This is a genomic window from Edaphobacter sp. (assembly GCF_028283685.1).
Lineage (GTDB): Bacteria > Acidobacteriota > Terriglobia > Terriglobales > Acidobacteriaceae > Edaphobacter.
In genome coordinates this window covers 108,152-132,256 of sequence record NZ_JAPWKF010000008.1, presented here as the reverse complement: position 1 = coordinate 132,256, position 24,105 = coordinate 108,152, and the positions used below count along the sequence as shown (strand labels likewise).

Below are 24,105 nucleotides of genomic sequence, written 5' to 3'. Positions count from 1 at the left end.
ATCCACATGCCGTCTTTGACACAGAGAGCCATCACCCTCGTGGTGGCTCTCGCCACGTTCTCCGCCCCGCTCCTCCACGCCGCCGCGCCGCATGCCCGTAACGTCAGCATCGACAAGCTTCCGCCCAACACCCGCAGCATCTTCGACGCCGCCATGAAGTCCATGGACGATTCCTGGGACGCCGACGCTCACCTCGTCCGTGCCCCAACAGGCTTCAGCGGACACGCCGATACCGGCCGTCGCGCACGCTACATGGTCCGCGAGACCAGCAACTACGCCCTCGGCCTGCTGATGCGTGATGGCAAGGGCGACCGCGAGCGCGCCGCCGACGCGCTCAACGCCGTCCTCAAAGAGCAGTTTCTCGACCAGTCCACGCCCTGGTACGGCACCTTCCGCCGCACCCCCGAAGAGCCCGACCCCGCAGGCGAACACACCGTCATGTGGGCCAACTACGATCCCAACTGGCGCGTCTTCATCGGCACCACCTTCGAGCTCATCCTCATCGAGTACCCCGAGCGCATCCCCGCCAGCGTCGCCCTCAACATGTACAAGGCCATCGATACTGCCATCACCGGAGAGATGAAGCAGGGCCGCCTCAAACCCAGCTACTCCAACATCGCGCTCATGTACGGCGCTCTCTGGGACTTCGCCGCCAACCACGACAACAACGACGAGTGGAAGCAGAAGTCTTCCGCCTGGATACGCGAGGTCTCCCGCCTCTACCACCTCTACAACTCCTTCGAGGAGTACAACTCGCCCACCTACTACGGCACCGATCTCTTCGGCCTCGCCCTCTGGCGCAGCTACGGCTCCACCGCCGAGATCCGCGAAGCAGGCCGCAACATCGAAGGCCATCTCTGGGACGACATCGCCGACTTCTACCAGCCCGGCCTCCGCAACATCGCCGGTCCCTACGACCGCTCCTACGGCATGGATATGGAGACCTACGTCGCCTACACCGGCGTCTGGATGCGCGCGCTCCTGCCCGCCGACAAGGCTCCCCTCCCCATCCCCGACGCCAACACCGACCACCTCGGTGACCTCTGGTTCGCCCCGCACATCGCCGTGCTCGGCGCCAACCCGTCCGCCGCCGCACTCGCCAAGATGACAACCTTCTCCGGCGAACACATGGTCCGCCGCCAGATCACAGACGATCGCAGCGCTACCGCCTGGATCGGCAACAAGATCATCCTCGGCGGCGAAGACACCAAGCTCACCAAGGACGCTCCGCACGACACGCAGTTCCACCCCGCCACCGCGCAGTGGCGCATCCCCACGGGCTCCATCGGCTGGTTCTACGTCTGGCAATCGCCAAAGATCAACGTCGATGTCGACCACACCACCATGACGATCGCCACCGACGGCACCATCACTATCCGCCTGAAAGCCGAAGGCACCAAACTCGAAGACCTCACCGCCACCAAGTGGACGCTACCTGGGCTAACCGTCGCCATCGAAGGCGACCAGAAATCCTTCGACGTAAAACCCTCCACGTACTACAAAGAAGGCGATTCCTTCGTCCTTACCTATACCGATATGCACAAGCTCAAACTAACCGTCACGCCCCAGTGACGGTTAGTTGCGGAGCACAAACCATGACCCACGAAAATTGGCATTCCTCCGCAGCCGAAACGCTTCTGGCTCTTCTAAACGCCAATCCCCGCCCGCCAGGTAATCCCCTCCAGCCGCAGCACCTCATCCTTCGTAGCCTTCAACCCGACGAACTCATCCTTCCACCGCACCATCTCCAAACAGCTCACCAGGGCATCGAATGCATCTTCACTCCCCCGAGCCTTCGCCACCACCCCACGCGATAGCCCGGCATACACCGCATCTGTCTTCTTCCTCGCCGCCAGATAAGCCTTCCGCGCCTCGGCATTACTCTTCTTCACCGCACCCGTCATCAGCCGCGTGTACATCTCCACCAGCAACGGCTGCGGCTTGTTCGCATTCAGGTGCGACGGCTCAAACGGCCACACACAAAATCCCGCCTCGTGCAGCTTCAGCAGAGACGGCATCGCCCGCAGGCTCCCCGTCCCCACGCTCCCCGACCCGCCTATCTGAAACGGCGACTTCGGCGTAATGCCGCGCACCTTCGCCGCCCGCTCCGGATCGCCCGCAAGCATCTTCGGCGTGATCTTGTTGTCCATGTCCGTGAATCTCATCGACCGATGCAGGTTCTCCCCGCAGAACTCCTCCGGCCGCTTATGCGGAGCGCCCCAGAATCTGACATCGCGAGCCACCTCTTCGCACTCACGCGCCAGCCAGCGCTCCCCCTGCCCCTCCGCAACCTTCCGCCAGAACTCGAAGACCGTGGCGCAGTCATGCTCCGCCAGAAACCACGCCGGAAAGCTGAAGCAGCAATCAAGACTCACCACCATCCGCGGAGTCTCCCGCGCCATCGCAATCAGCCAGTCCGTCAGCTCGCCGCGTGTCCGTCCCGCCTCCAGCGTCACCTTACCCGCGGTCCAAACCCCGGCCCAGATATGCCGCCGCTGCCCGGCCGCATCGACGCGGCCCGACCAATCCACCGCCACAATCCGTTCTAAGTTGCCCGCCGCCATCCCACCATCATCATCCACCGTGCGGAACTTTCCGCGCCACCCAGCGTATTCCTCTTCAGGAGAGACACACACCGATGATCAAGCTACTCCTCTTCTGCATCCTGCTCGTTACCTGCTGGCCCCTGGCCATCGTCGCGCTCATGCTGTACCCGCTGATCTGGCTGATCCTGCTCCCTTTCCGCCTCGTCGGCGTCGTCGTAGGGGGCACCTTCGAACTGATCGCAGCGCTCTTCTATCTACCCGCCCGCATCCTGCGAGCAGTCTAAGGTTCTCCAGGCATTGAATTTGCATCCCGCAGCGCAGCGGAGGAATTTGCTTCTATTCATCCGCTGCCGCGAAAGCGTCATCATCCTCACCCACTGACTCATCCACCTCGACATCCCACTCCCGCAGCACTTTGAATACCGTCCCAGCCGAGAATCCTGCGCGCTGTAGCCGCCCCATCACCCGCACCGCCTGCTTCTTCGCATCCACCCCCTCAGGCTTTTTCATCCGCTTGCGAGCGACATATTCCCGCGCCAGCACCACCTCATCCGTGTCGCCGTACTCTTTCTCCAGGGTCGACGCGATCAGCTCCTTCTGCACGCCCTTCTGGGTCAGCCCCTGCTGCACCCGCCTCTTGCCGAACTTTTCATTCTCCTTGCGCAGCCGCGCATAGTCCGAGGCAAAACGCGTGTCGCTCAGGTACTTCAACTCCTTCAGCCGAGCAATAATGCGATCCATCGCTGCTTCACCCGCCGCACCCTCTTCCGCGCGAGCTTTCATCAACTTCTTCAGGTCGTACACCGTGCGCATCTTCCGCGCCAGCGCACCAACCGCGTAATCAAAGAGAGCCGCTTCGTTCAGCGGCTCTCTTTTTTTTGCCCGCGCAAACGCCATCACTGCCCCATCCCCGTCGAGTAAGTATTGGACTTGGTCCACTTATCGCACCACTCGCCCACCTCGTCGTACCATCGCTGCGAGTTCTGCGGCTTCAACACCCAGTGCCCCTCATCGGGAAAGTACAGCATCCGCGACGGCACGCCCTGCCGCTGCAGCGCCGTAAACAGCTGCAGCGCCTCGCTCACGTCCAGCCGATAGTCCTTCTGCCCATGAATCACGAGTGTCGGCGTCTTCGCATTCCTGATCGAGAGCATCGGCGACCACTTGCGGAACGGATCGCTCGCCACCGGCTTATCGAAGTAGCGCCACGGCTGTCCCGGCTCCTTGTCGCCGGGTGCGCGGAACTCCCACTCGTTGAACCACAGCTCTTCTGTGGTGCCGTAGGCAGACTGCGGATTGAACATGCCATCGTGCGTCACAATGCACGCAAACCGGTTCGTGTGCGTCAGCATCCAGTTCGCCATGAAGCCGCCGTAGCTGCCGCCCAGCGCGCACTCCCGCGTCTTGTCGATAAAGCCGTAGTGCTCCTCCGCGTAGTCCAAACCCTTCATCAGGTCGACGTAGGCCTTACCGCCCCAGTCGCCATTCACACCGTCAATGAAGCTCTGCCCATAGCCGGTCGATCCGCGCGGATTCACCATCACCACCACGTAGCCCGACGCCGCCATCAGCTCCGGGTTCCAGCGATAGCTCCACGCATTCCCCCACGCTCCCTGCGGTCCGCCGTGGATCAGAAACTTCACCGGATACTTCTTCGTCGCATCGAAGTGCGGCGGACGAATCAGGAAGCCCTCTACCGTCGTCTTCTCTGCTCCGGGAAACATGAAGCTCTCCATCTTCGGCATCTCCAACTCGCTCAGCACCGCATCGTTCATGTGCGTCAAACGCACCACCGGTGCGCCGCCATGCCCCTCCTCATCCAGTGCAATCGACGAGATCGCGGCCGGAGCCCGCACCGTCATCATCGACGTCACAATCGCGCGGCCATCCTTCGACACCTGCAGCTCGCCGTACTCCGCCCTGTTGGCAATCGCCGTCGCCTCCGGCAGGTCGACGCCCACCGACAGGATGTTCTCGTCGCCCATCTCTCCGCTGGCAAAGTAAATCGTCTTCGAGTTCGGCGCCCACACAAACTCATCCACCCAGCGATCGAAGCGCGGCAGAATCTCCTTCGGCGCCGTCACCTCCGATCCACCCGCGCTCCCTGCCGCCGTGCGGTCGAAGACCACCAGACGGAAGCGGTCGCTCTCATAGCCCGCCCGCGCCTGTGAACGGAATGCCAGCCAGTGTCCATCGGGTGAATACGCCGGAGCATCATCGCTACCCGGGCTCGACGACACGCGCACCGGCTTCGCGCCCTGCTCATCCAGCTTCAGCGTGAACACGTCGTTATTCGTGCTCGCCGCAGGCACCAGGTCGAGGTTGGCGACATACGCGATCTCGTGAGAATCCGGCGCCCACGCATAGCCCACTGGGCCGCCCAGCGAAAACGTCGGGGCCTCGGCATCTCCCACATCGCGCTTCGGCGTCAGGTCACGCACCGCATTGCCGTCTGTGGCACTCACCACCAGCACATGACTGCGCTTCGGCCCGACATAGTGGTCCCAGTGCCGATACAGAAGATGATCGAAGGCCATCGCCTTCACCGGGCTCGCCGCAGCAGCATCGTCGCGGCGCTTGTTGCAGCTATCCTCGTCCAGCCACGACGACTCGTCCGAGCACTCCGGATAAACCCGCGACGTAAACAATATCCGCGCCGAGTCCGGCGACCAGACCGCGCCATCCGCCTCCGTGCTCACGTGCGTCAGCTTCTTCGGCGAACCGATCTTCCCTTCCGCCTCGTTCCAATCCGCCAGAAAGATCTGCGACGACGTTCCGCCATCAGCCGAGATAAACAGGATTCGCCTGCCATCCGGCGAGAACCGTCCGCCGCTCTCCCCTTCCTTCCAGAAGGTGATCTGCCGCTCCTTGCCCGGCCCCGTCGCCGCCACATCTAGCGGAACTACCCACAGGTGCGAGGTCTTCTTGTTCGCCTTCAGATCCACATCCACCGAAGAGAACATCACCCACTTGCCGCCGGGGGAGATCTGCGGATCGCCCAGCCGCCTCATCCGCTGCAGATCCTGAAACGTTATGGCACGCCTGCCGCCTGTCGACTCATCGTCCTGTGCTGCCGCAGCGTTGCCCACCGGCCCAACCGCACCTGCATGAAGCCCAGCCGACAGCACCACCGCCGCGGCCAACGAACCCAGAAACATCCTCATCGCGCCGTCTCTCCCGGCGTAAGTCTATCCCACCCTCCCCACTTCCTACGCCTTCGCACCGTCGTGGAGGAACCACGCTAACTCCCTCCCCACCGATAGATCAGGCAACCTCGCCGATCACCGCCGACTGGCTCCGAACCACTTCGGCGACCGGCAGCTCCACCGCTCGCATCAGCATCTCCGACCGCTCCATCGAGCGGCCCAGCTTCGTCGCCAGCGCCTCCAGCGCCACCACCGCCTCGTGCGCATCCCGCCGCCGCACCTCCAGCACGCTCGACGCCATCACCACCAGCGCCCCCGCCACCCGCGAGCCCTCCATCCAGACCGGCACCACCACCCCGCGGCCGGCCGGCTCGCCAAAGCAGACCACCAGGCTCCTTACCCCCAGCCGTATCCCCGCCGACAGGCCTCCGCTCAGCTCTCTCTGCTGCGCCACCTCCGCCCACTGGCGCACGGCCTCCAGCACATCTGGCTCCATCTCCGCATGAGCTGCCACGTAGAGCCGCGCCTCCGCGTCCCGCAGCAGCATCGCCACACGCCGAAACTGGCTCTTGCCGGAGATCGCCACGCACACCCTGGCTGCCATCTCGGCGCGCTCACCCGTCGCCCCGATCCGTGGGTCCAGGCGTACATATGCCTCCATCTCCTCGCGATACCGGCGCTCCCGTCGAAACGACCTCCGCTCCGCCGCCAGATGCCCCCGCAACACCCCGATCGCTCCCAGCAGCCCCACGGTCACGATCCCAAAGACCGCCGGCATCCACATCCCCGCCATCCCCACTGCCAGGCTCCGGACCATCAACCAAACCTCCTCCCGTCGCGTCTATCCTTATAAGAGCAGGGGAGACGAAACGCTCCGCCGCCTGAGAAGCCCATGAAAAAGTCGCTGAACAGCTCGCCCGCACACTCTCTGCCGACCTCTGCCACGACTCGCGCTCTTCTGCGGACAGTTGTCGCTGCCACGGTACTCTCGCTATCGGCGGCTCCCCTTGCGGCCTTCGCGGGTGTCCCAAATTTGTACGCAGCGGCTGCGGCCGATGACAGCGACGGCTTCGGCCGCCTCGATCCCGCGCCGCCCACCGGCATCACCGTCGACGAGCTCATCCGCAAATTCGGCGAGCGCGAGAGCGAGTTCAACCGCGCCCGGCAGAACTACATCTTCCGCCAGAGTGTGAAGATCCAGACCATCTCCGAAGACAACAACCGGCCCGACGGCGAGTACCAGCAGGTCACCGACATCACCTTCAGCAAGGACGGCCGCCGCGAAGAGCACGTCGTCTTCGCCCCGCAGAATACCCTCGAACGCGTCATCATGACGCCCGCCGACATGGACGAAGTCGAACACCGCCTCCCCTTCGTCCTCACCGCCGAAGAGATGTCGCAGTACGACATCAAGTACCTCGGACGCCAGAAGGTCGATGAACTCGACACCTACGTCTTCTCAGCCGGTCCCAGAACCCTCGAGAAGGGCAAACACTACTTCCAGGGCAAGGTCTGGGTCGATCAGCAGGACTACCAGATCGTCCTCGTCAACGGAGAGACCGTCCCCCAGGACACCCGCCGCGGACATGCCGACCTCCAGCCCCCCTTCACCACCTATTACGAGCAGGTCGACGGCAAGTACTGGTTCCCCACCTACACCAAGGCCGAGGGTGTCCTCCACTTCCCCGCGGCCAACGGTGCCACCTCCGACGACGTGCACATGCGCAACATCGTGCGCTACACCGACTACAAGCAGTTCCGCGCCACCAGCCGCATCATCTACAACGGCGAAGACATCACCAACAACAAGGCCACGCCGGACAATCAGAACCAGCAGCAGCCACAACAGCAGCAGCCGGCGGCCCCGCAGCACTAACCGGCACGTAGCGGCCAATGAAGAGGGGGAGAAGCCATTCGGCCTCTCCCCTCTTTTATTTCAGTCAATTCCTTCAGTTGATCTCTTTGCCTAGTGCTCGCAGTGGGCCTCGGGGTCCTCGTGCTGATTCGCCATCCAGCGATCCATCATCGTTCCCGCGCAGCGCGCACCGCACAGGTGCTTTACACCGTCGGAGTGCGCATGATGTCCCTGCCACCGCGTCAGCTTGATCAGGGGCTGGTCCTGCTCCGGGCTAAGTCCCGGAAAGCAATCCACCCACGCCAGCCACCAGCCATCGGTCTCCTTCTTGGTGCCACACACGTCACACGTATAGCTTTCGATGTGAGCCATCAATCTCTCCTGCCGCTAAAAGTTTCGCTGGACGCCTTACCGCAGGGCTACGGGATCGACTCGCCCCGAATCGGCATGCATCTGCCAGTCCGACTCATCGACCGCCTCAAAGTCTTCGCCCTTGATGGCCTTCAACTTATTCAGATCGCCGTCGCTCCAACGCTTGTCCGGTTCGCCGATGATAAACCACGGTCCACCGTTATCCGACAGAATCATGCCGTACTTCTTCAGGCCCTTCAGGATGACCTGGTTCTCCTTGGAGTAGCCCGAGATGTCGAAGTCCGCTTTCAGACGGAATCGCTCGCCCATCGGAGGATAGGTCGTATCCGTCAGACGCGAGGCAAAGTGCCGCGCCGGCCACACGTAGGCGCGCTGCGTCTTCGGCGTCGTGAAACGGATCGCATGACGCACCTCGCCTGCCGCCACCTCGTCATATCGCAGCAGCCCCGGCAGCACCGGCAGACCCGCCGCATCGGTCGAAGTTTTGCCATCGGCGCGCAGCGCATTCGACGTCAGGTCCATCTTGATGCCCGCGCCGCCCGCCCAGCTGCCGTCCTTCTGCTTAACCATGCCTCCCACTTCGGTCAGCAGGCAGCGGCCCTCGTCGATCATGATCACGTGGCGGTCCGAGTCCTCGGGCGAGTTCCATCCGCCCTCCACCAATGCGCCCTCGGGCGTCGGGTAGTGGCCGGGATCGCTCTCGTCGCCATAGGTAAAGGTGATGGGAATGCGCTGACGGTTCGGCTTGATGATCGTGATCGGAATGCCATTCGCCGGGTCCGAACCAAAGTTCGGATGCACCGGAAGCGCCGGACCCATCCGCTGGATGTAGTCGTCTGAGTGCTTGTCCTTCTTCAGCGTGTCGATCGGCACGTTCCAGACGTTATCCGCCGGAAAGATCGGGCAGCCCGCAATGTGTGGCCCGGAACCGGAGTTCGGCCCCGCTGCACCCGCCATCCCCGATCCCAACGCCGCAGCCTTCGACGCCGCCATCACCGCATCGGCCTCAGTTGGCTCCTTTGGATGCCAGACCAGAATCGTCACCACGACCGCGAATACGACCGCTCCTACCAGCTTCTTGCGTCCAGCCTGCATTGCTTCCTCCATCTCTCGCCGGAAGCAACGTCCCACCCCGGCCTTCGCTCCATCATATAGAAGCAGCCCGGAAGGCCGTTTGTTCCAGAAAGAGAAGATAACCGTACCGGGGCCGTCTCTCCTACCCGAAAAAGCCAAAGCATACTTGAACGCGGGTTTTCCATAAATGGTCTTTCCGATTTTCACGATGAGGCATAGCATTAACCAAGGCCGCGACGCCTTCCCCCAACAATTCATCTTTCCCGAAACCCAGCAGAGCGCTATCAGGTTTCCACGCCGAGGCCCTACTTTGGATTTTAGAATCAGGCAACTCCAGTGCTTTCTGACACTTGCTGATCTCCTGAACTACGGGAAGACGGCACGCGCGCTCTACATGAGCCAGCCCGCCATCACCTTCCAGATAAAATCCCTGGAGGAAAGCTTCAATGTCAGGCTCTTCGAACGCGACCGCCAGCAGGTCCGTCTCACCGAGGCAGGCCGCACCTTCCGCGAGTACGCCCAGACCATCATGAACACCGTGGAAGCCGCGCAGGCTCATTTCTGCGGCCTCAACACCCGTCTGCGGCTCCGCATCAGCTGCGGCCCCGTAGGCCAGTTCATCCTTCTGCCCGCCATCATCCGCAGCCTCACCGCAGCTCACCCGGACTTCGAGCTCGAGGTCAGCGAGCTCACCACCGAGCAACAGATGGCCGAGATGGCCGAAGGCAAGCTCGACGGCCTGCTCATGGTCGGCGCCATCCCCATCAAGGGCGTCCGCTTCGATATCATCGTCCGCGAATCGCTGGTCGCCATGGTCTCCTCCCAGAACCCCCTCGCCCAGCGCAGCATGATCTCCGTCGAAGATCTCCGCCACACCCCGGTGATCGCCTCGCGGCTCGAGGACTGCCGCTTCCATCAGCCTTTCCTCCACGATCTGCTCGCTCCGTACGACATCAAGCCCCGCATCGTCGAAGCACCGCAGTCCTGCTCCGTGCAGCTGGCCTACGCCGCCGCCGACGAGGGTATCGCCATCTCCTCTTCGTCGATGAGCACCTGCCAGTTCCCCCACGTCGTCGCATTGCCCTTCGCCGAATCCCTGCCCCGGCTTGCCCTCGGCCTCTCCACGCTGGAGAACAACAACACTCCCGCCATGAAGATCTTCCGCAAGATCGTCATGGACTGTGCCGCCAGTGTCTTCGAAAAGCGCAAAGCCTCCATCCCGCATCGGCAGATGCCCATTCCGCAGCCATCCATGGCGATGCTCAGCCGCCGCGAGGCCAGCTAACCAGCCGCATCGACTGTTTCATAGCCTTAAAGAGAGAAGGCGTCCACCGGCAACAGTGGACGCCTTCTCTCTTGCTTCGAACACTGCCTTAAGGCTGGTGCGGCAGCGTCATGACAGGGTTCTTGTCGAAGAAGTTCATCGGGCGAATCATGAAGTCGTGCCACATGGTCGGCATCACCGGCCAGTCCTCCAGACGAACCACGTGATGGAAGCCCACCGTGTACCAGCCGACGATATCGGTGTCCTCGATCGGTCGATTCGCCTTCGTCCACGCCGGCAGCCCCTCGAGTCCCTTGCTGTTGGTGACGTACACTCCGGCTGCATAGAGCTCGTCCGGCTTGTACGGCGTCACCCACATCTGGTGCTCGGAGAACGCGCCCACCTTCTGCGCCGGATCGTCCGGCGAGATATTCGAAACCGCCGTCATCCCCGGCATAATCTCGTAGCCAGTCGGATGTCCCACCGCACCATGCACGTTCGGATTGATGAACATCCACATCCCCGGATTGCGCAGGTCGATATCGCGTATGCCGTCCTTCTCCGTCTTCGCAATCGACGACTCCACCGCCCAGATGCTCTTACGCGTACGCGCCTGGATCGTCTGCGGAACCAGCTTGTCGACCATGAAGCTGTTCTTCGTCCCGTCGACATCCATATCCAGTCGATACGAGAAGAAGTGATCATGATTGACCGCCACCAGGTTCGGAGCCACCAGCGTTCCGTTCGAAGGCTTGCCGTCCATATGGTGCTCGGCCATCTCCTCCTTCACGCTCTTGGTCTCCACGATGCCCGTCGCGCCCACTGCAACGCGAATCGTACCGTCCTGCTGGAAGATCCAGTCCATCAGGTAGTCGTAGTTACCCACGACCGCCGCCGTGCGCAGCACCAGCTCCCGGCTTGGCCGCCCGCTGATCGAGCTGCCCTCGAAGTGCCGCCACGCCGGATTGTCACTCGTGCGCTCGAACATGCAGGCCAGCTGCGGCTTCAGCACCGGAGCGCCCTTATCCGTCGGAGCGAAGCCGCGGAAGTACTGCGCCCGCTCCGGGCAGTCATCCGGGCCGACCGGCTTGATCAGGCCGCCCAGCAGAAACTCACCGGCATCCAGAAACGCCCTCGAGTTCCAACCCTCCTCCGGGTCCATGTACGGCACGTACATCTCCGATAGCGAGCCCTCGTACATCACCGAGCGCAGCTTGTCGCCATCCTGGAACTTCACCAGGTTCACCACCGGCCCTACACGCGGATCGAGACGGAAGCGGAAGCGCCAGTTCTGCCAGCTCACCTCGCCCTTGTCGATCTTGTAGCTCACGCCCATCGGCTGCGTCACCAGCAGCGGCGTCGTTCCCGGCAGGGCCTCCGCGTCGGCCTCCTCGAAGTTCGTATCGTCCTTCGGCATCGGGATCGGTCCCTTGTCGATGACGTCCAGAATCTTCTTCGTCGTCATATCGCCCATGATGTACAGGCCTTCCACCGTGCGGCCCCACGAGAGATACGTGCCATGCGTGTCGGTGCAGGCTCCCCAGCCGATGCGATGTCCCTGCTCCTGCTCCGGGAAGACGATGAACGACAGCGGCCCGGCAAAGCAGCCCACGTTGTCCAGGTCGGTGATGCCGCGCTTCTTCAGCGCCTCGAGGACGCGCGGATCTTTCTTCGCCACCGCACCCAGCGCCATCATCTCCGGCATCGAGACCGGCGCCGAGCCGGTGGGGTTCTCTTTCCAGAACTCCAGCTTCTTCCCCGCGATATCCACCCTCGCCTCGATCGTTTTGCCGTCCTCTTCGAGAATCAGGTCAGCCTCGCGCGGAATGGCATCGCCCTGCTTCCATTCCAGCACCTTGTCCTTCACCGGCTCATGCAGCAGCAGGCTCGCGACGTGCGTCTTGTCCGTAAGATGGCCGCTCTGGAACAGCACATCGTGCACCGTCCAGTATTCAGTCGAAGTTAATCCGTCCAGAGGATGCTGCGGCACGCGCGATTGCGCCAGCATGGGAAGCGACAGGCCGCAGAGCGTAAGAAGGCTACACAACCGTGAGGCAGTGAGCATGGGACACGTCCTTTCAGAGAACAGCTTTTTATTTTTCTTCTTTACTGCGGGTTAGAACCTTCCAGCGTAGTCGCGATAGGCGACCAGGCCGAGCTCGGGTACGCTCGTCGCCTGCATCGCGGCGCGAACGATGGCGCGCGCCATCACCGTCGCGGCAATCGCGCCAATCGCAGTCTCATCGCACTTGGTCGTCGACTCGCCGGTCGACATCGAAAAGATCGTGTCGCCGTCACTCATCGTGTGGACCGGGTTGATCGCCCGCGCATAGCCGTCGTGCGACATCTGCGCGATCTTGGTCATCTGCGTCTTGGTGAAAGGCGCGTTGGTCGCGACCACACCAATCGTCGTGTTGGCAGCCGTCCGGGCCGCCACGCGATAGCCGTCCATGATCGACTTCATTGAATCGCGATAGCCCTTGCCATCCTCGCTGCGAGCTCCGGCAACCACCTTGCCGCTGTACGGATTGACCACGTCGCCCACCGCGTTCACAGCAACCAGCGCAGCCACGACGATGTCCGTACCGGGAACCTTGTGACTCGCCGTTCCCAGACCCGACTTCATCAGGTACTTGCCGCCGAACATTTTGCCGATCGTCGCACCCGCTCCAGCGCCAACACAGCCCTCAGCCACCGGCCCGGTCGACGCGGCGACGCACGCCTTGTAGCCCTCTTCATCGCCCGGGCGAATCTTGAAGTCACCCACACCCAGGTCCATCAGGATTGCCGCCGGAACGATCGGCACTACTCCGCTGCCGATCTTAAAACCGAGGTTGTGCTCCTCCAGCCAACGCACCACGCCCGTCGCCGCCGCCAGACCGTAGGCACTCCCGCCCGAAAGCATGATGGCCTGCACCTGCTGCACCGCATTAATCGGCGAGAGCAGATCCGTCTCGCGCGTTCCCGGCGCCGAACCACGCACATCCACGCCCGCCGTCGCACCCTTTTCGCAGATCAACACCGTGCATCCGGTCGGCCGCTGCGTCATCGTGTGATGCCCCACCTTCAGGCCGGGAACATCGGTAATCGAGCCGCCCTCAGGCAGCTCCAGCGGCTCCTTCGCGAAACCAGCACCAAACGCAGCCTCAGCAGGAAGTGCAGCAGCCAGGGGAAGACCAAGAAGATTACGGGTAAACTCTCTACGCTTCATCGATTGACCTCAAAAAAAATGGAAGCAACACGTTTAGCACAGCAACATCACTAGGAGACCGTCTCCTCTGTTGCCGCGAGCGTGGCGGCAGGAGCAGACGGAGCAAACAGACGAAACACAATCATCACAACCGCAGCCGTACCGATGCCGATCGCCTGCGGCGACAGCAGGCCGACGCCGGCATTGCCCGTCAGCCGCATCGTCGCAATCGTCGCGGCCAGCGCGCAGACGATACTCGTCAGCGCCGCCGCCGAAAGAACCCGCCGCGAATAAAGCCCAGCAACCACCGGCACAAACAATGCCACCGCAATCATGCCGTAGAAGATCGAGACCGCCGCGATAATCGAAGGCAGCACCGACGCCAGCACGATGCCCACAAGGCCCGCTGACACCGAGGCGAACCGGCTCGCCCAAAGCAGCTTCTGCTGCGACACGCCGGGGTTCAGAAACGTCTTGTACAGATCGACCGCCAGCGAGGTCGACAGCATAAACAGAATTGCATCCGTCGCGCTCAGCTCAGCCGAGAAGATCGCCGCCAGCGTCCACACGCCCAGCCACTTCGGCAGCAGCAGCTTCATCGCCTCCGGCAGAGCCAGCTCCGGGTTCGGCAGATGCGGCAGAGCCGCCAGCGCGCACAGACCCAGCAGCGCCGGAACAAACGCAAACACCGCCTGCCCCAGGGAGTTCAGCCCCACACCGCGGCGCACCGCCTGCACATCGCGCGCGCCATATACCTTCTGCACCAGACCCGGCGAGATCATGAACGACGGCACCAGAATCGCCAGCCATGCCAGGATCTGCTTCGCCCCAACTCCCGTCATGCTGAACAGCTGCTCCGTCCTGGCCGCGCTTCCCGTATTCGCCAGGATCACGTCATGCATGTGCGACCAGCCGCCCACGGCATGAATGGCGAACGGCACCGCCAGCAGCAGACCCGACATCGTTACGGCCAGCTCGAACATGTTCACGAACGACGACGACATCATACCGCCTGCCGTGCAGTACACAATCGCCACCACACCGCCGATCAGGCACCCCTCCCACTTGGGAATGCCCGCAACAGTATTAAGGATCCACGAAATCGCGATCAGCTGACCGGCCAGGATTGCCAGCGCACCGAACCAGAACAGTACGGCGATGACGGCCTTGACCGACTTGCCATAGCGAAACTCCAGGTAATCCTGCAGCGTCGCCAGGTTATGCTGCTTGGCTATCGTCCAAAGCTTCGGACCAAGCAGCTGTGACAAAAGTAGCGTGCCGATACACGCCGAGCCCACCCACCACCATGCCGACATTCCCATCCGGTAGCCCAGGCCCGTAGCCCCCACGGTCGAGCCTGCTCCGATATTTGCTGCGAGGAATGTCGCAAACAGCCTTCCTGTCGACAGGCTTCGCCCCGCCACCAGGAAGTCCGACGAGTTTTTCACCCGCCGGCTCATCACGATGCCCAGCCCCATCAGAAAGACGGAGTAGCCCAGCAACGCGACGAGATAAACATTCATGCCCTTGCCCCCTGAATCCGTTTCGTACTAATCCGTTTCGTACTACTCAATGCCCAGCAGCTGCGTCGCCGTCATCGCCATCACCTTGGCCGATGTCACAATGTCGTCGATCATGCAATACTCATCCGGCAGGTGCGCCTGCGCCAGCAGCCCCGGCCCATAGGCCACACACTGCGCCACGTTCGCAATCCTCACCACATGCTTCTGATCATACGTACCCGGGCTGGCTGCCATACCCGCCTTCGCGCCTGCGATCTGTTCAATACAGCTCCCCAGCGTCTGCACCAGGTCGCAGCTCTCGTCCGTATGCACCGGATGCACGATCATCAGGTCTTCCATCGTGTAGTTGAACTCCGGATTCGCCGACTTGAACGTCTCCAGCATCTCGACGACCTCACCCTTCACCTGATCGAAGGACTCCTCCGTCAGAAAGCGCCGGTCGAAGATCGCGCCCGAACGGTCAGCCACACACGGCGACTGCGTCCCCTCCTCCGGCTGCCCGCCGAAGACCGAGTTCACATTGATGCTGGCAAACCGCGACTTCGGCGGCTCAACCGGGATCGCCGTCTTACGCGTCGCCAGCTTCGGCTTAAGATCATGCGTTACACCATGCAGAAAGTCCGCCAGGTGATCGATCGCGCTGATGCCCAGGTGAGGCATGCTGCCATGCGCGATGCGCCCATGCGTCGTCACCTTGAACCAGTACACCCCGCGATGCCCCAGGTACACGCGCGTCGTATCCGTCGGCTCCGTGATGATGACATAGTCGTTCTTGTCCTTGCCCAGCCAGCCCTGCTGCGCGAGGTACGCCACGCCGGCAAAGCCGCCGCTCTCCTCATCCACGCTGCCACTCTGCTCCACGGTGCCGCGCAGCTTGTATCCCGCCCGGCGAATCGCCTCTACGGCATAGATGGAGGCGGCGATGCCCGCCTTCTGATCCGACACGCCGCGACCATAGAGCTTCCCCCCCTCGATGATCGCGGCGAATGGATCCTTCGTCCACCCATCCCCTACCGGTACAACATCAAAATGTCCATTGAAGTGTAAGGACGGCCGTGGCACCGATCCCGCCATCCGTCCGAAGACGTTCACGCGAGGATGTGCCGCCGTATGTTCCTTCAAACCTTCTGCAGCGATATAGCTCGTCTCATAGCCGAACTTTTTCAGCTGATTGCCGATCACCTCGGCGCCCGCAATGTAGTTTTCGCCCGGCGGATTCACCGTTGGCACGCGAACCAGATCCTGCAGAAACGAGATCATCTCGTCCTTGATCTGATCCACGCTGCTACAGATTGCGTCCTGAACTTTTGACGATACCGCTGATGCTGACATGTAGTGCCTCATAAAACGCTTCGGCGCCCGTGAGCGCATCCACGTTGTGGTGCTGGTGATGGCCCGAACCGTGACCGAACTGCCGCGGTCCGGGCCATCACCGGTTAGAAACCGTACTTGAACGCGATCTGCACAACGCGCGAGTCGTTTCCGACCGTCGACGTAATCCGCCCGAAGGTGGAAGCGCCGTAGGTCAGTCCAGGCTGCGCAAAGTGCGCCTCGTTGAAGACGTTGAAGACCTCGAAGCGGATGTCCGCATGCTGAGTCTCCGTGACACGGAAGATCTTGAAGATCGATGCATCCGTCGTATTGAAGCCAGGTCCAAGCAGCGCACCGCGCGGCTCGTTACCCGACTGGCTGTTGTTGACCTTCGCCCCGAGAGCCGGCAGCGAGAAGCAGGACGTATTGAAGAACGTCGTGCCCGTCGCTCCTACGCCACGGTTCGCGTAGCTGTTCGGATTGCAGGTCATGTTGGGGCGGAACGTCAGCGACTGAGCTGTCGTCGCTGAGTTGACCGCCGTAAACGGGTTACCCGACTGCGCCTGGAAGATGCCGTTGATCTTCCATCCACCAATCAGCAAACGCTCGAACATCGGGCTGGCAAGCATCTTGGGCAGCTCGTAGCCGAAGCTCAGCACGAACCGGTTGCGCGTGTCGAACAGCGAGTTGCCGCGCTCACGCGCCATCGCTGCATCGATCGAGTCGTCGTTGCCGATCGTCACCGGAAGAATCGGACGCGAATCGTTGCCAATATTCAGGCCCGATACATCGTCGATCGAACGGCTCCACGTATAGGCCGCCGTCGCCGTCATCCGGTGGTAGCTGCGCATCGTCAACTGCGCCTGCAGCGAGTCGTACCAGCTCTTGGCCGCCGAGAACGTCGGACGAACGAGACCCATCGCCGGAAAGACCGCACGTGTACCCGCCTGGTAGGCATTGGCGGACGAAGCCGCCGCAGTCAAGCACATTGGTCGGATTTGCTTCGATGAAGATCGGCAGGTACTTGGCACGGGTTCCCGCATAGCCCAGCTCGAAGCCGATGCTCTGCGTGAACTGGTGCTCGATACCGAGGTTGTAGTGCTCGACGTTCGGCGTCTTATAGGAGTGCGGTAGACTCCATCCGATGAACGTCAGGCCGGGAGGAAATCCAACCGCTCCTGCCGCCACACCCGTATATGGACTCGAGAACCACTGCGAGCTCACCGTAGACGAAGACCGCGTGTAGAAGTCGATCTCCTGCAGCGGCTGGAACGGAGGCGCCAGCGTGCCGTTCTGGAAGAAGTCGCCCTGTCCCGGAACACTGTCGAAGTACATGCCCCATGCAGCGCGCAGCACCGTCTTGCCGTCGCCCACCGGGTCATAGATCGCACCGATACGCGGCGAGATGTTATTCGTATCCGCGTAGTAGGTCGCCCCAGGTGTGTTCTTATCCCCCGGGTACACCAGGCCGAGCGGAGCGTTCGGCTGCACCGTCGACTGCTGTCCCGGATGCAGAGCCGCCAGGTGGCCATTCGCCTCGGTATACGGCTTGTTGACCTCGTAACGAAGGCCGGCGGTGATCGTTAGGTGGGTATTGACGCGGAACTGATCCTGCCCGTAGCCGGAGTAGGTCCACGACGTTCCGTTCATCGCCGGATCGCCCGACCCCTGCTGGAACATATAAGGATAGCCAAGCAGGAAGTCCGACAGGGCGAATCCCGTGAAGTTGGAGTTGAAGGTGAAGGCGCCGTTCGGACGGTTGATGTACAGCAGACCGATACCGTCGCGACGGCCTTCGCCGCCGAACTGAATATTGTGTTTGCCCTTCGTCCAGGTGAAGTCGTCCGAGAACGTATCCGTGCTGTTCGAGCGATACGCAAACGGCTGCTGCGCGTCGCCCGTCGTGAAGTAGCTGGTCAGCGTTACGTTCGGCAGACCGGCCGCCTGCGCGTTGGACGAGCCGAACTGATAGCCAGCATCGGCCAGGTTGATTCCGCTGGTCTGGTTCGGACGGCCCGTGATCCACTGCCGCGCATAACGCAGCACGTTGATCTTGTCCGAGCCGATCAGCCATGTATCCGACGCCATCGCATCCTGAGACGTCATGATCTGCAGATTGCCCGTCGGAGCGAAGTTCGATGGCGTAATCGGACCATACAGGTTCGTATGGTTATAGATATAGCGGCCCAGGATCGAGTGCGAACCCAGCTTCAGGTCCGTACGCAGACCAGCCATGTTGCGGTTATCAATATTAGCCGGAGCCGCCGTGTAGAAGCCGCCCGCCGCATTCGGCAGAGGAATATACGTGTTCAGCAGGTACTGGCTGACTGCACTGATACGAGAAGGGTCGACCCGATTCGGCGTTCCGAGATAGTTGAACTGCTGTCCCGTCAGCGGGTCCTTGACCGTTACACCCGATCCCGAAAAGTCACCGCTGCGCTCAGCCGCCGTCAGCACGCGCTGATTCAGCACGTTGCTGGTCGCGTCCTTCAGGCGGAAGCCCTCGTAGAAGCCGAAGACGAACAGGCGATCCCGAATGATCTTGCCGCCCGCCGCTCCGCCGAACTGGTTCTGCTGATAGTTCGGCTTACTGGTCGAAAAGTAGTTCTTCGCCGCCAGAGCCGCTTCACGGTTGAACTCCCACACGCTGCCGTGCCACGTATTGGTGCCAGCACGCGTCACGACGTTAACCACGGCGCCTGCGTTGCGGCCGTACTGCGCGTCATAGGAATGCGTCATGATCTTGAACTCTTCAATCGCGTCCGGCGGAGGCCGCATCACAAAACCGCTGTTGAAGGAGTCGTTGTTCGGCGCGCCATCCAGAAGGAAGTTGTTCGACTGGTTACGCATACCGTTGACGTTGAAGCTTCCGGTGGAGTTACCGAATCCGCCCACCGTCGCATTTCCGTTGGCCCCACCCAGCGCCGCCGGAGCCGCAATGACGCCCGGAATCAGCGTGCCCAGTTGCGCAAAGTTACGTCCGTTGAGCGGAAGGTCGACAATGGCGTCGTGACCGACGACTGTTCCCAGCGTCGCGTTGCCCGTCTCCACCAGCGGAGCCGAGCTCGAGACCGTAACCTCTTCCACCACACCACCCACGACCAGATGAATATCGTTACGCGAAGTGCCGTTTACGATAACTTCGACCTTTTCCACCAGCGTCGTCTTGAAGCCGGGGGCTGTGGCCTTGATGGTATAAATCCCCGGATTGACCAACGGAACCTGGTAGGTTCCATCAGCTCCGGTCGTCACGCTACGCGTCTGCGACGTGGAGACGCTGGTGACATCAATCTTCACGCCCGGCACAACCTGACTGCCGGGATCGGAAACAACGCCGGATATCTGACCAGTGGCCTGCGCATACATGGCGCGGCCTCCACAGAGAACTCCGACAGCAAGCAAAACTGGAAAAACGCGGCGGATTGCCGCAAAAAACGCTCGTGTAGAGCGGAACATCTGTGCGTCACGCATCACAACCTCCAAATCGGCCGAGCAAAGAGGTATTTCGCACACACCCATATAAAACGGGTGCGTGAACAGCATGCAAACACTACGGGATGAAGCGACAATATACGGGTGTTAATAATCTGTCAACAAGTTGTATACTGAAAACGATTATTCCCATACAGCTGTCCATGGCATTTGCCATATATCTTTAATGTTTGGCCTGCGACTCTAACCTCAATTGTGGAGTAATACATGGAAAGTATCGTTGAACCGCTGTACCGGAAGGTTCGACAGGACATCGTCGAGTGCGAGCTGACCCCGGGCCGCGCCTTCTCGGAAGCTGAGCTTGGACGTCTCTATAACGCCAGCCGCACCCCCGTTCGTGAGGCCTGTCGACGCCTCGAGCACGAAGGTCTCATCCGCATCATCCCCTTCCGTGGTTACATGATCGCTCCCCTCTCCGTCGCCGAATTCCATGATCTTGAAGAGATGCAGCTCATCTTCGAACCCGAGGCCGCCGCTCTCGCCGCCGAACGTGCCAATGCCGAAGAGCTCGAGGAGATGACCGCACTCGCCTCCTACGAGTACCGCGTCGGCGACCGCACCAGCTACCGCGAGTTCATCCAGAAGAACTATCAGCTGCACACGCTGATCGCGCAGTCCACGCGCAACAAGCGCCTCTTCGATGTCGTCTCCAACATCCACATTCGCCTCATGCGCTTCTTCTACCTCGGCCTGCCCTTCGACTCCTACGGCCCCGCCCTGGTCAACGAGCACATCCAACTTATCGACGCCATCTGCGAGCGCAAGTCCGAAGAGGCCCGCAGCCGCGCCACCGAGCATATCCGCATGGCCATGGATCGCAGCGCCAGCCTCCTGATGAGCGCCATCCGCTTCGGCGAGGCTGTCTTTGACGCCTCCAGCACCCTCGACGGCACCATTCCCAACACCCGTTCCCGCGCGCGCCGCTCCTAGTCGCCGCGGGGTAGCGCCCCCTCTCTTCCAACCGTTGAGCGTTACCGCATCTCATCATCCTGTTCCGGAGTGCTATGTCAGACCAGCTCACATCGCAGCAAGTTATCCAGATCACCAAGGACCATAACTACGGCACCTGGCGCAAACAGAAGTTCTGGAACCCCAATCACCTCGTCTCCGCCGATGGCTGCTACTTCACCGACGGCAACGGCAAGCGCTACCTCGACTTCTCCTCGCAGCTCATGTGCTCCAACATCGGCCACAACAACAAGGCCGTCATCGAGTCCATCAAGCAGCAGGCCGAGACCCTCGCCTACGCCGCGCCCTTCTACGCCACCACCGCGCGCGCCGAGCTCTCCAAGCTCCTCCTCGAAGTGCTGCCCGAAGGCCTGACCAAGTTCTTCTTCACCACCTCCGGCACCGACGCCAACGAAGCCGCCTTCAAGATTGCCCGCATGTACACGGGCAAGACCAAGATCATCTCGCGCTACCGCAGTTATCATGGCTCGACCTCCATGTCCGTCGCCGCCACCGGCGATCCCCGTCGCTGGCCCATGGAGCCGGGCGGCAAAGGCCAGGGCATCATCTTCTCGCCCGAGGTCAACTGCTATAAGTGCGCCCTGAAGCACAGCTACCCTGAGTGCGGCATCGCCTGCGCCGATTACCTCGAGCACATGATCGAGAACGAAGGCGATGTCGCCGCCGTGCTCATCGAGCCCGTCGTCGGCACCAACGGCGTCCTCATCCCGCCCCCCGGCTACCTCACCAAGCTGCGCAAGCTCTGCGACAAGCACAACGTGCTCATCATCGCCGACGAAGTGATGGCTGGCTGGGGCCGTACCGGCAAGTGGTTCTCAGTCGATAACTGGGGCCTCAAGCCCGACATTCTCACCACCGCCAAGGGCATTACCTCGGCCTACGTGCCGCTCGGCCTCTGCGCCACCACGCAGCCGATCGCCGACTTCTTCGAGGACAACTACTTCGCGCACGGCCACACCTACGAGGCTCATCCCATGACCCTCGGGCCCGCCGTCGCCACCATCAAGGAGATGCGTCGCCTGAACCTGGTCGACCGCGCCAACGAGATCGGTGCCTACCTCGGCGAGAAGCTCAACGCCCTCAAGCCCAAGCATCCCTCCATCGGCGACGTGCGCGGCATCGGCCTCTTCTGGGCCGTCGAGCTCGTCAAGGATCAGAAGCTGAAGACACCCTTCAACACCTGGCAAGAGAAGCTCGACGGCAAGCCCATGGTCGTCGAACAGATCGCCGCCAAGATGCTCGGCCTTCCTGAAGGCGTCGTCATGCAGGCATGGATGAGCCACTTCGTCCTCGCGCCGCCGCTCATCGTCGAGAAGGAAGACATCGACAAGGCCGTCGCCGCGCTCGACGACGCGCTCTCGCTCGCCGACGCCCTGCTCTAACACTCCGCTGTACAGCGGCGGCACGGGCGTATTTCGTCCGTATCGCCGCTTTTTTTTGCGCCATACTTGTTCCATCCTCTTTACAGGCTTGTTCCATCTACAGGAAAGACCGCCGATGAACGCTCTTCGCACCGTCTCGCTCGCCGTTCTGCTCTCTGCTCCGCTCTACGCGCAGATGCAGATGTCCCACGACAACGAAGCGCCCGACGGCAGAGCCGTCCCCATCGTCGCCGGTCTCGGCAACTCCTCGCATCCCATACGCACCACGTCGCCTCAGGCCCAGCGCTACTTCAACCAGGGCTTCGACTACATCTGGGCCTTCAATCACGATGAAGCCCGCCGCTCATTTCAAGAGGCTGCGCAGCTCGACCCGAAAGCCGCCATGCCGCTCTGGGGAGTCGCCCTCGCCGTCGGCCCTAACTACAACGACATCGACATCGGCCACATCCGCGCGCAACAAGCCGTCGCCGCACTCAGCAAGGCTCGCGCCCTCGCGCAGACACCCGCCGAGCACGATTACATCGCCGCGCTCTCCACCCGCTACACCGGCAGCGGCGACAGCATCGTCGTCCACGGCCCAGAGTACGCCGAAGCCATGAAGGCGCTCGCCGCAAAGTACCCCGACGATCTCGATGCCGCCACGCTCTACGCCGAATCCCTGATGGATCTCAACCCGTGGAAGCTCTGGAATCCCGACGGCAGCCCCGCTACCCACACCACTGAGATCGTCACCACGCTGCAGGCAGTCATCAAAAAAGATCCGCATCACGTCGGCGCCAACCATCTCCTCATCCACGCCACCGAGGCTTCGCCACATCCTGAGATCGCCATCGCCTCCGCGAAGTTCCTCGAAGACGCCACGCCCTCCGCCGGACATCTCGTTCATATGCCCGCGCACACCTATCAGCGCACCGGCAACTTCAGCGGAGCCGCGCAGGCCAACGTCCGCGCCGTCGCCGCCGACCGTGCCTACTTCAAGGCGCAGCACATCGAAAACGTCGCCAACATGTACGACAGCATGTACTACACCCACAACATGCACTTCCTCGCCAGCTCCTGCTCCATGGAAGGCAACAACGCCTGCACCCAGCAGGCGGCCAAAGAGCTCGTGACGCATGTCCTCCCCGAGATCAAGGCCACCCCGCAGGTCGAGTGGTACACCCCAACGCAGCCGTGGATGCTCGTGCGCTTCCAGCAGTGGCAGACGATCCTTGCCACGCAGCTCCCCGCGCCCGAGTTCAAGGTCCTCACCGCCTTCTGGCACTACGCCCGAGGCAACGCCTACGCCGCTCTGCATCAGCTGTCACAGGCAAAGCAGGAGCGCGAGGCCCTCGCCGCAGCCACCGCCGCTCTTCCTTCCAACGCAATACCCGACTTCCTCAATCCCGCAAAGTCCGCCTACCAGCTTGCGCTCGACGTCCTCGACGCGCGCATCCTCGAAGCCGAAGGCAAGCTGCCCGAGGCCATCGACGTCTGGAATAAAGCCGTCACGCTCAACGACACCTTCACCTACAACGAGCCCGCCGACTGGTACTACCCCGTGCGCGAATCCCTCGGCGGCGCACTCCTGCGTGCCAACAAACCCGCCGAAGCCGAGGCCATCTTCGCCCGCGACCTCGAACTCAATCGCAACAATCCGCGCTCTCTCTACGGTCTATGGCAGGCCCAGCTCGCGCAGAAAAAACCCGAAGCCGCAAGATCCGAAGCCGCCTTCCAGAAGGCATGGAAACACGCCGACACAAAACTCAGCGTAGCTACGCTCTAACCCGTCTTCCAGAACTCTCAACGTTGCTTTTGCCTTCAGCAACTCTCAAGCTGCTGGCTCTTCAACAAACTCTAAGCTGCATTAAGAAGCAGCTTGAGTCCTTTGAAATAAAAAGACAGTTGTCATTTCGACCGGAGCGCGGAGCGGAGAAACCCGCTTCTCTACCGCGAATCTCCGCCCCCATCGCCTCTCACACAAAACAACACTCGAAGCGAT

General features: G+C 61.8%; 19 protein-coding genes. 7 read left to right on the top strand and 12 right to left on the bottom strand.

The genetic code is table 11. The annotated features are described in order from the left end of the window. Nucleotides 1–6: 6 nt before the first annotated feature. Nucleotides 7–1,572 (top strand): hypothetical protein, encoded by a 1,566-nt coding sequence (locus tag PW789_RS15525; protein WP_299378148.1) that lies wholly within the window; start codon nt 7–9, stop codon nt 1,570–1,572. 74 nt (nt 1,573–1,646) lie between these two features. On the opposite strand, the gene PW789_RS15520 is transcribed toward PW789_RS15525, so the two are convergent. Further along, complete coding sequence (locus PW789_RS15520; protein WP_299378146.1) at nt 1,647–2,636, bottom strand: hypothetical protein; 990 nt, start codon at nt 2,634–2,636, stop codon at nt 1,647–1,649. 2 nt (nt 2,637–2,638) lie between these two features. On the opposite strand from PW789_RS15520, the gene PW789_RS15515 reads away from it, so the two are divergent. Next, nucleotides 2,639–2,830, top strand: coding sequence for a hypothetical protein (locus PW789_RS15515; RefSeq protein WP_299378143.1), 192 nt, complete (start codon nt 2,639–2,641; stop codon nt 2,828–2,830). 52 nt (nt 2,831–2,882) lie between these two features. On the opposite strand, the gene PW789_RS15510 is transcribed toward PW789_RS15515, so the two are convergent. The 3 genes from PW789_RS15510 to PW789_RS15500 all read right to left on the bottom strand — a co-directional run bounded on the left by PW789_RS15510 (nt 2,883) and on the right by PW789_RS15500 (nt 6,353). After that, a complete protein-coding gene (locus tag PW789_RS15510; RefSeq protein ID WP_299378854.1) occupies nt 2,883–3,443 on the bottom strand; it encodes a regulatory protein RecX in 561 nt (186 codons plus the stop codon). Then, on the bottom strand, nt 3,443–5,710 hold the full coding sequence (locus tag PW789_RS15505) for a S9 family peptidase (RefSeq protein WP_299378140.1): 2,268 nt from the start codon (nt 5,708–5,710) through the stop codon (nt 3,443–3,445). The genes PW789_RS15510 and PW789_RS15505 overlap by 1 nt, the downstream gene beginning before the upstream one ends. Before the next feature lie 100 nt (nt 5,711–5,810). After that, nucleotides 5,811–6,353, bottom strand: a complete 543-nt coding sequence (locus PW789_RS15500; RefSeq protein ID WP_299378136.1) for a hypothetical protein — start codon at nt 6,351–6,353, stop codon at nt 5,811–5,813. A gap of 231 nt (nt 6,354–6,584) precedes the next feature. Between PW789_RS15500 and PW789_RS15495 the strand changes: the two genes are divergently transcribed. Further along, nucleotides 6,585–7,568, top strand: coding sequence for a hypothetical protein (locus tag PW789_RS15495; protein WP_299378134.1), 984 nt, complete (start codon nt 6,585–6,587; stop codon nt 7,566–7,568). A gap of 90 nt (nt 7,569–7,658) precedes the next feature. Here the strand turns inward: PW789_RS15495 and PW789_RS15490 are convergent, their stop codons facing one another. Both PW789_RS15490 and PW789_RS15485 read right to left on the bottom strand, forming a co-directional pair. Continuing rightward, entirely contained in the window at nt 7,659–7,919 is a 261-nt protein-coding gene (locus PW789_RS15490) for a hypothetical protein (protein ID WP_299378131.1), read from the bottom strand. Between the two features lie 36 nt (nt 7,920–7,955). Next, nucleotides 7,956–9,014, bottom strand: a complete 1,059-nt coding sequence (locus PW789_RS15485; protein ID WP_299378128.1) for a hypothetical protein — start codon at nt 9,012–9,014, stop codon at nt 7,956–7,958. 166 nt (nt 9,015–9,180) lie between these two features. On the opposite strand from PW789_RS15485, the gene PW789_RS15480 reads away from it, so the two are divergent. Further along, nucleotides 9,181–10,278, top strand: a complete 1,098-nt coding sequence (locus PW789_RS15480; RefSeq protein ID WP_367182577.1) for a LysR family transcriptional regulator — start codon at nt 9,181–9,183, stop codon at nt 10,276–10,278. Nucleotides 10,279–10,366: 88 nt separating this feature from the next. Here the strand turns inward: PW789_RS15480 and PW789_RS15475 are convergent, their stop codons facing one another. From PW789_RS15475 to PW789_RS15450, 6 genes are all read right to left on the bottom strand, one after another. Further along, complete coding sequence (locus PW789_RS15475) at nt 10,367–12,322, bottom strand: hypothetical protein (RefSeq protein WP_299378124.1); 1,956 nt, start codon at nt 12,320–12,322, stop codon at nt 10,367–10,369. 51 nt (nt 12,323–12,373) lie between these two features. Continuing rightward, on the bottom strand, nt 12,374–13,468 hold the full coding sequence (locus PW789_RS15470; protein ID WP_299378121.1) for a P1 family peptidase: 1,095 nt from the start codon (nt 13,466–13,468) through the stop codon (nt 12,374–12,376). A 50-nt stretch (nt 13,469–13,518) separates the two neighbouring features. Beyond that, nucleotides 13,519–14,970, bottom strand: coding sequence for a sodium:solute symporter (locus PW789_RS15465; protein WP_299378118.1), 1,452 nt, complete (start codon nt 14,968–14,970; stop codon nt 13,519–13,521). A 42-nt stretch (nt 14,971–15,012) separates the two neighbouring features. Continuing rightward, a complete protein-coding gene (locus PW789_RS15460) occupies nt 15,013–16,302 on the bottom strand; it encodes an acetylornithine deacetylase/succinyl-diaminopimelate desuccinylase family protein (RefSeq protein ID WP_299378116.1) in 1,290 nt (429 codons plus the stop codon). A gap of 104 nt (nt 16,303–16,406) precedes the next feature. Continuing rightward, entirely contained in the window at nt 16,407–17,024 is a 618-nt protein-coding gene (locus tag PW789_RS15455) for a hypothetical protein (protein WP_299378113.1), read from the bottom strand. Beyond that, nucleotides 16,978–19,752 (bottom strand): TonB-dependent receptor, encoded by a 2,775-nt coding sequence (locus PW789_RS15450; RefSeq protein ID WP_299378111.1) that lies wholly within the window; start codon nt 19,750–19,752, stop codon nt 16,978–16,980. Before PW789_RS15450 ends, PW789_RS15455 begins: the two co-directional genes overlap by 47 nt. A gap of 228 nt (nt 19,753–19,980) precedes the next feature. On the opposite strand from PW789_RS15450, the gene PW789_RS15445 reads away from it, so the two are divergent. The 3 genes from PW789_RS15445 to PW789_RS15435 all read left to right on the top strand — a co-directional run bounded on the left by PW789_RS15445 (nt 19,981) and on the right by PW789_RS15435 (nt 23,889). Further along, nucleotides 19,981–20,703 (top strand): GntR family transcriptional regulator, encoded by a 723-nt coding sequence (locus PW789_RS15445; protein WP_299378108.1) that lies wholly within the window; start codon nt 19,981–19,983, stop codon nt 20,701–20,703. A 74-nt stretch (nt 20,704–20,777) separates the two neighbouring features. Beyond that, the gene (locus PW789_RS15440) at nt 20,778–22,124 is read left to right on the top strand and encodes an aminotransferase class III-fold pyridoxal phosphate-dependent enzyme (protein ID WP_299378105.1); all 1,347 of its coding nucleotides are present in this window, start codon (nt 20,778–20,780) and stop codon (nt 22,122–22,124) included. A gap of 115 nt (nt 22,125–22,239) precedes the next feature. Further along, the gene (locus tag PW789_RS15435) at nt 22,240–23,889 is read left to right on the top strand and encodes a hypothetical protein (RefSeq protein WP_299378102.1); all 1,650 of its coding nucleotides are present in this window, start codon (nt 22,240–22,242) and stop codon (nt 23,887–23,889) included. Nucleotides 23,890–24,105 lie beyond the last annotated feature (216 nt).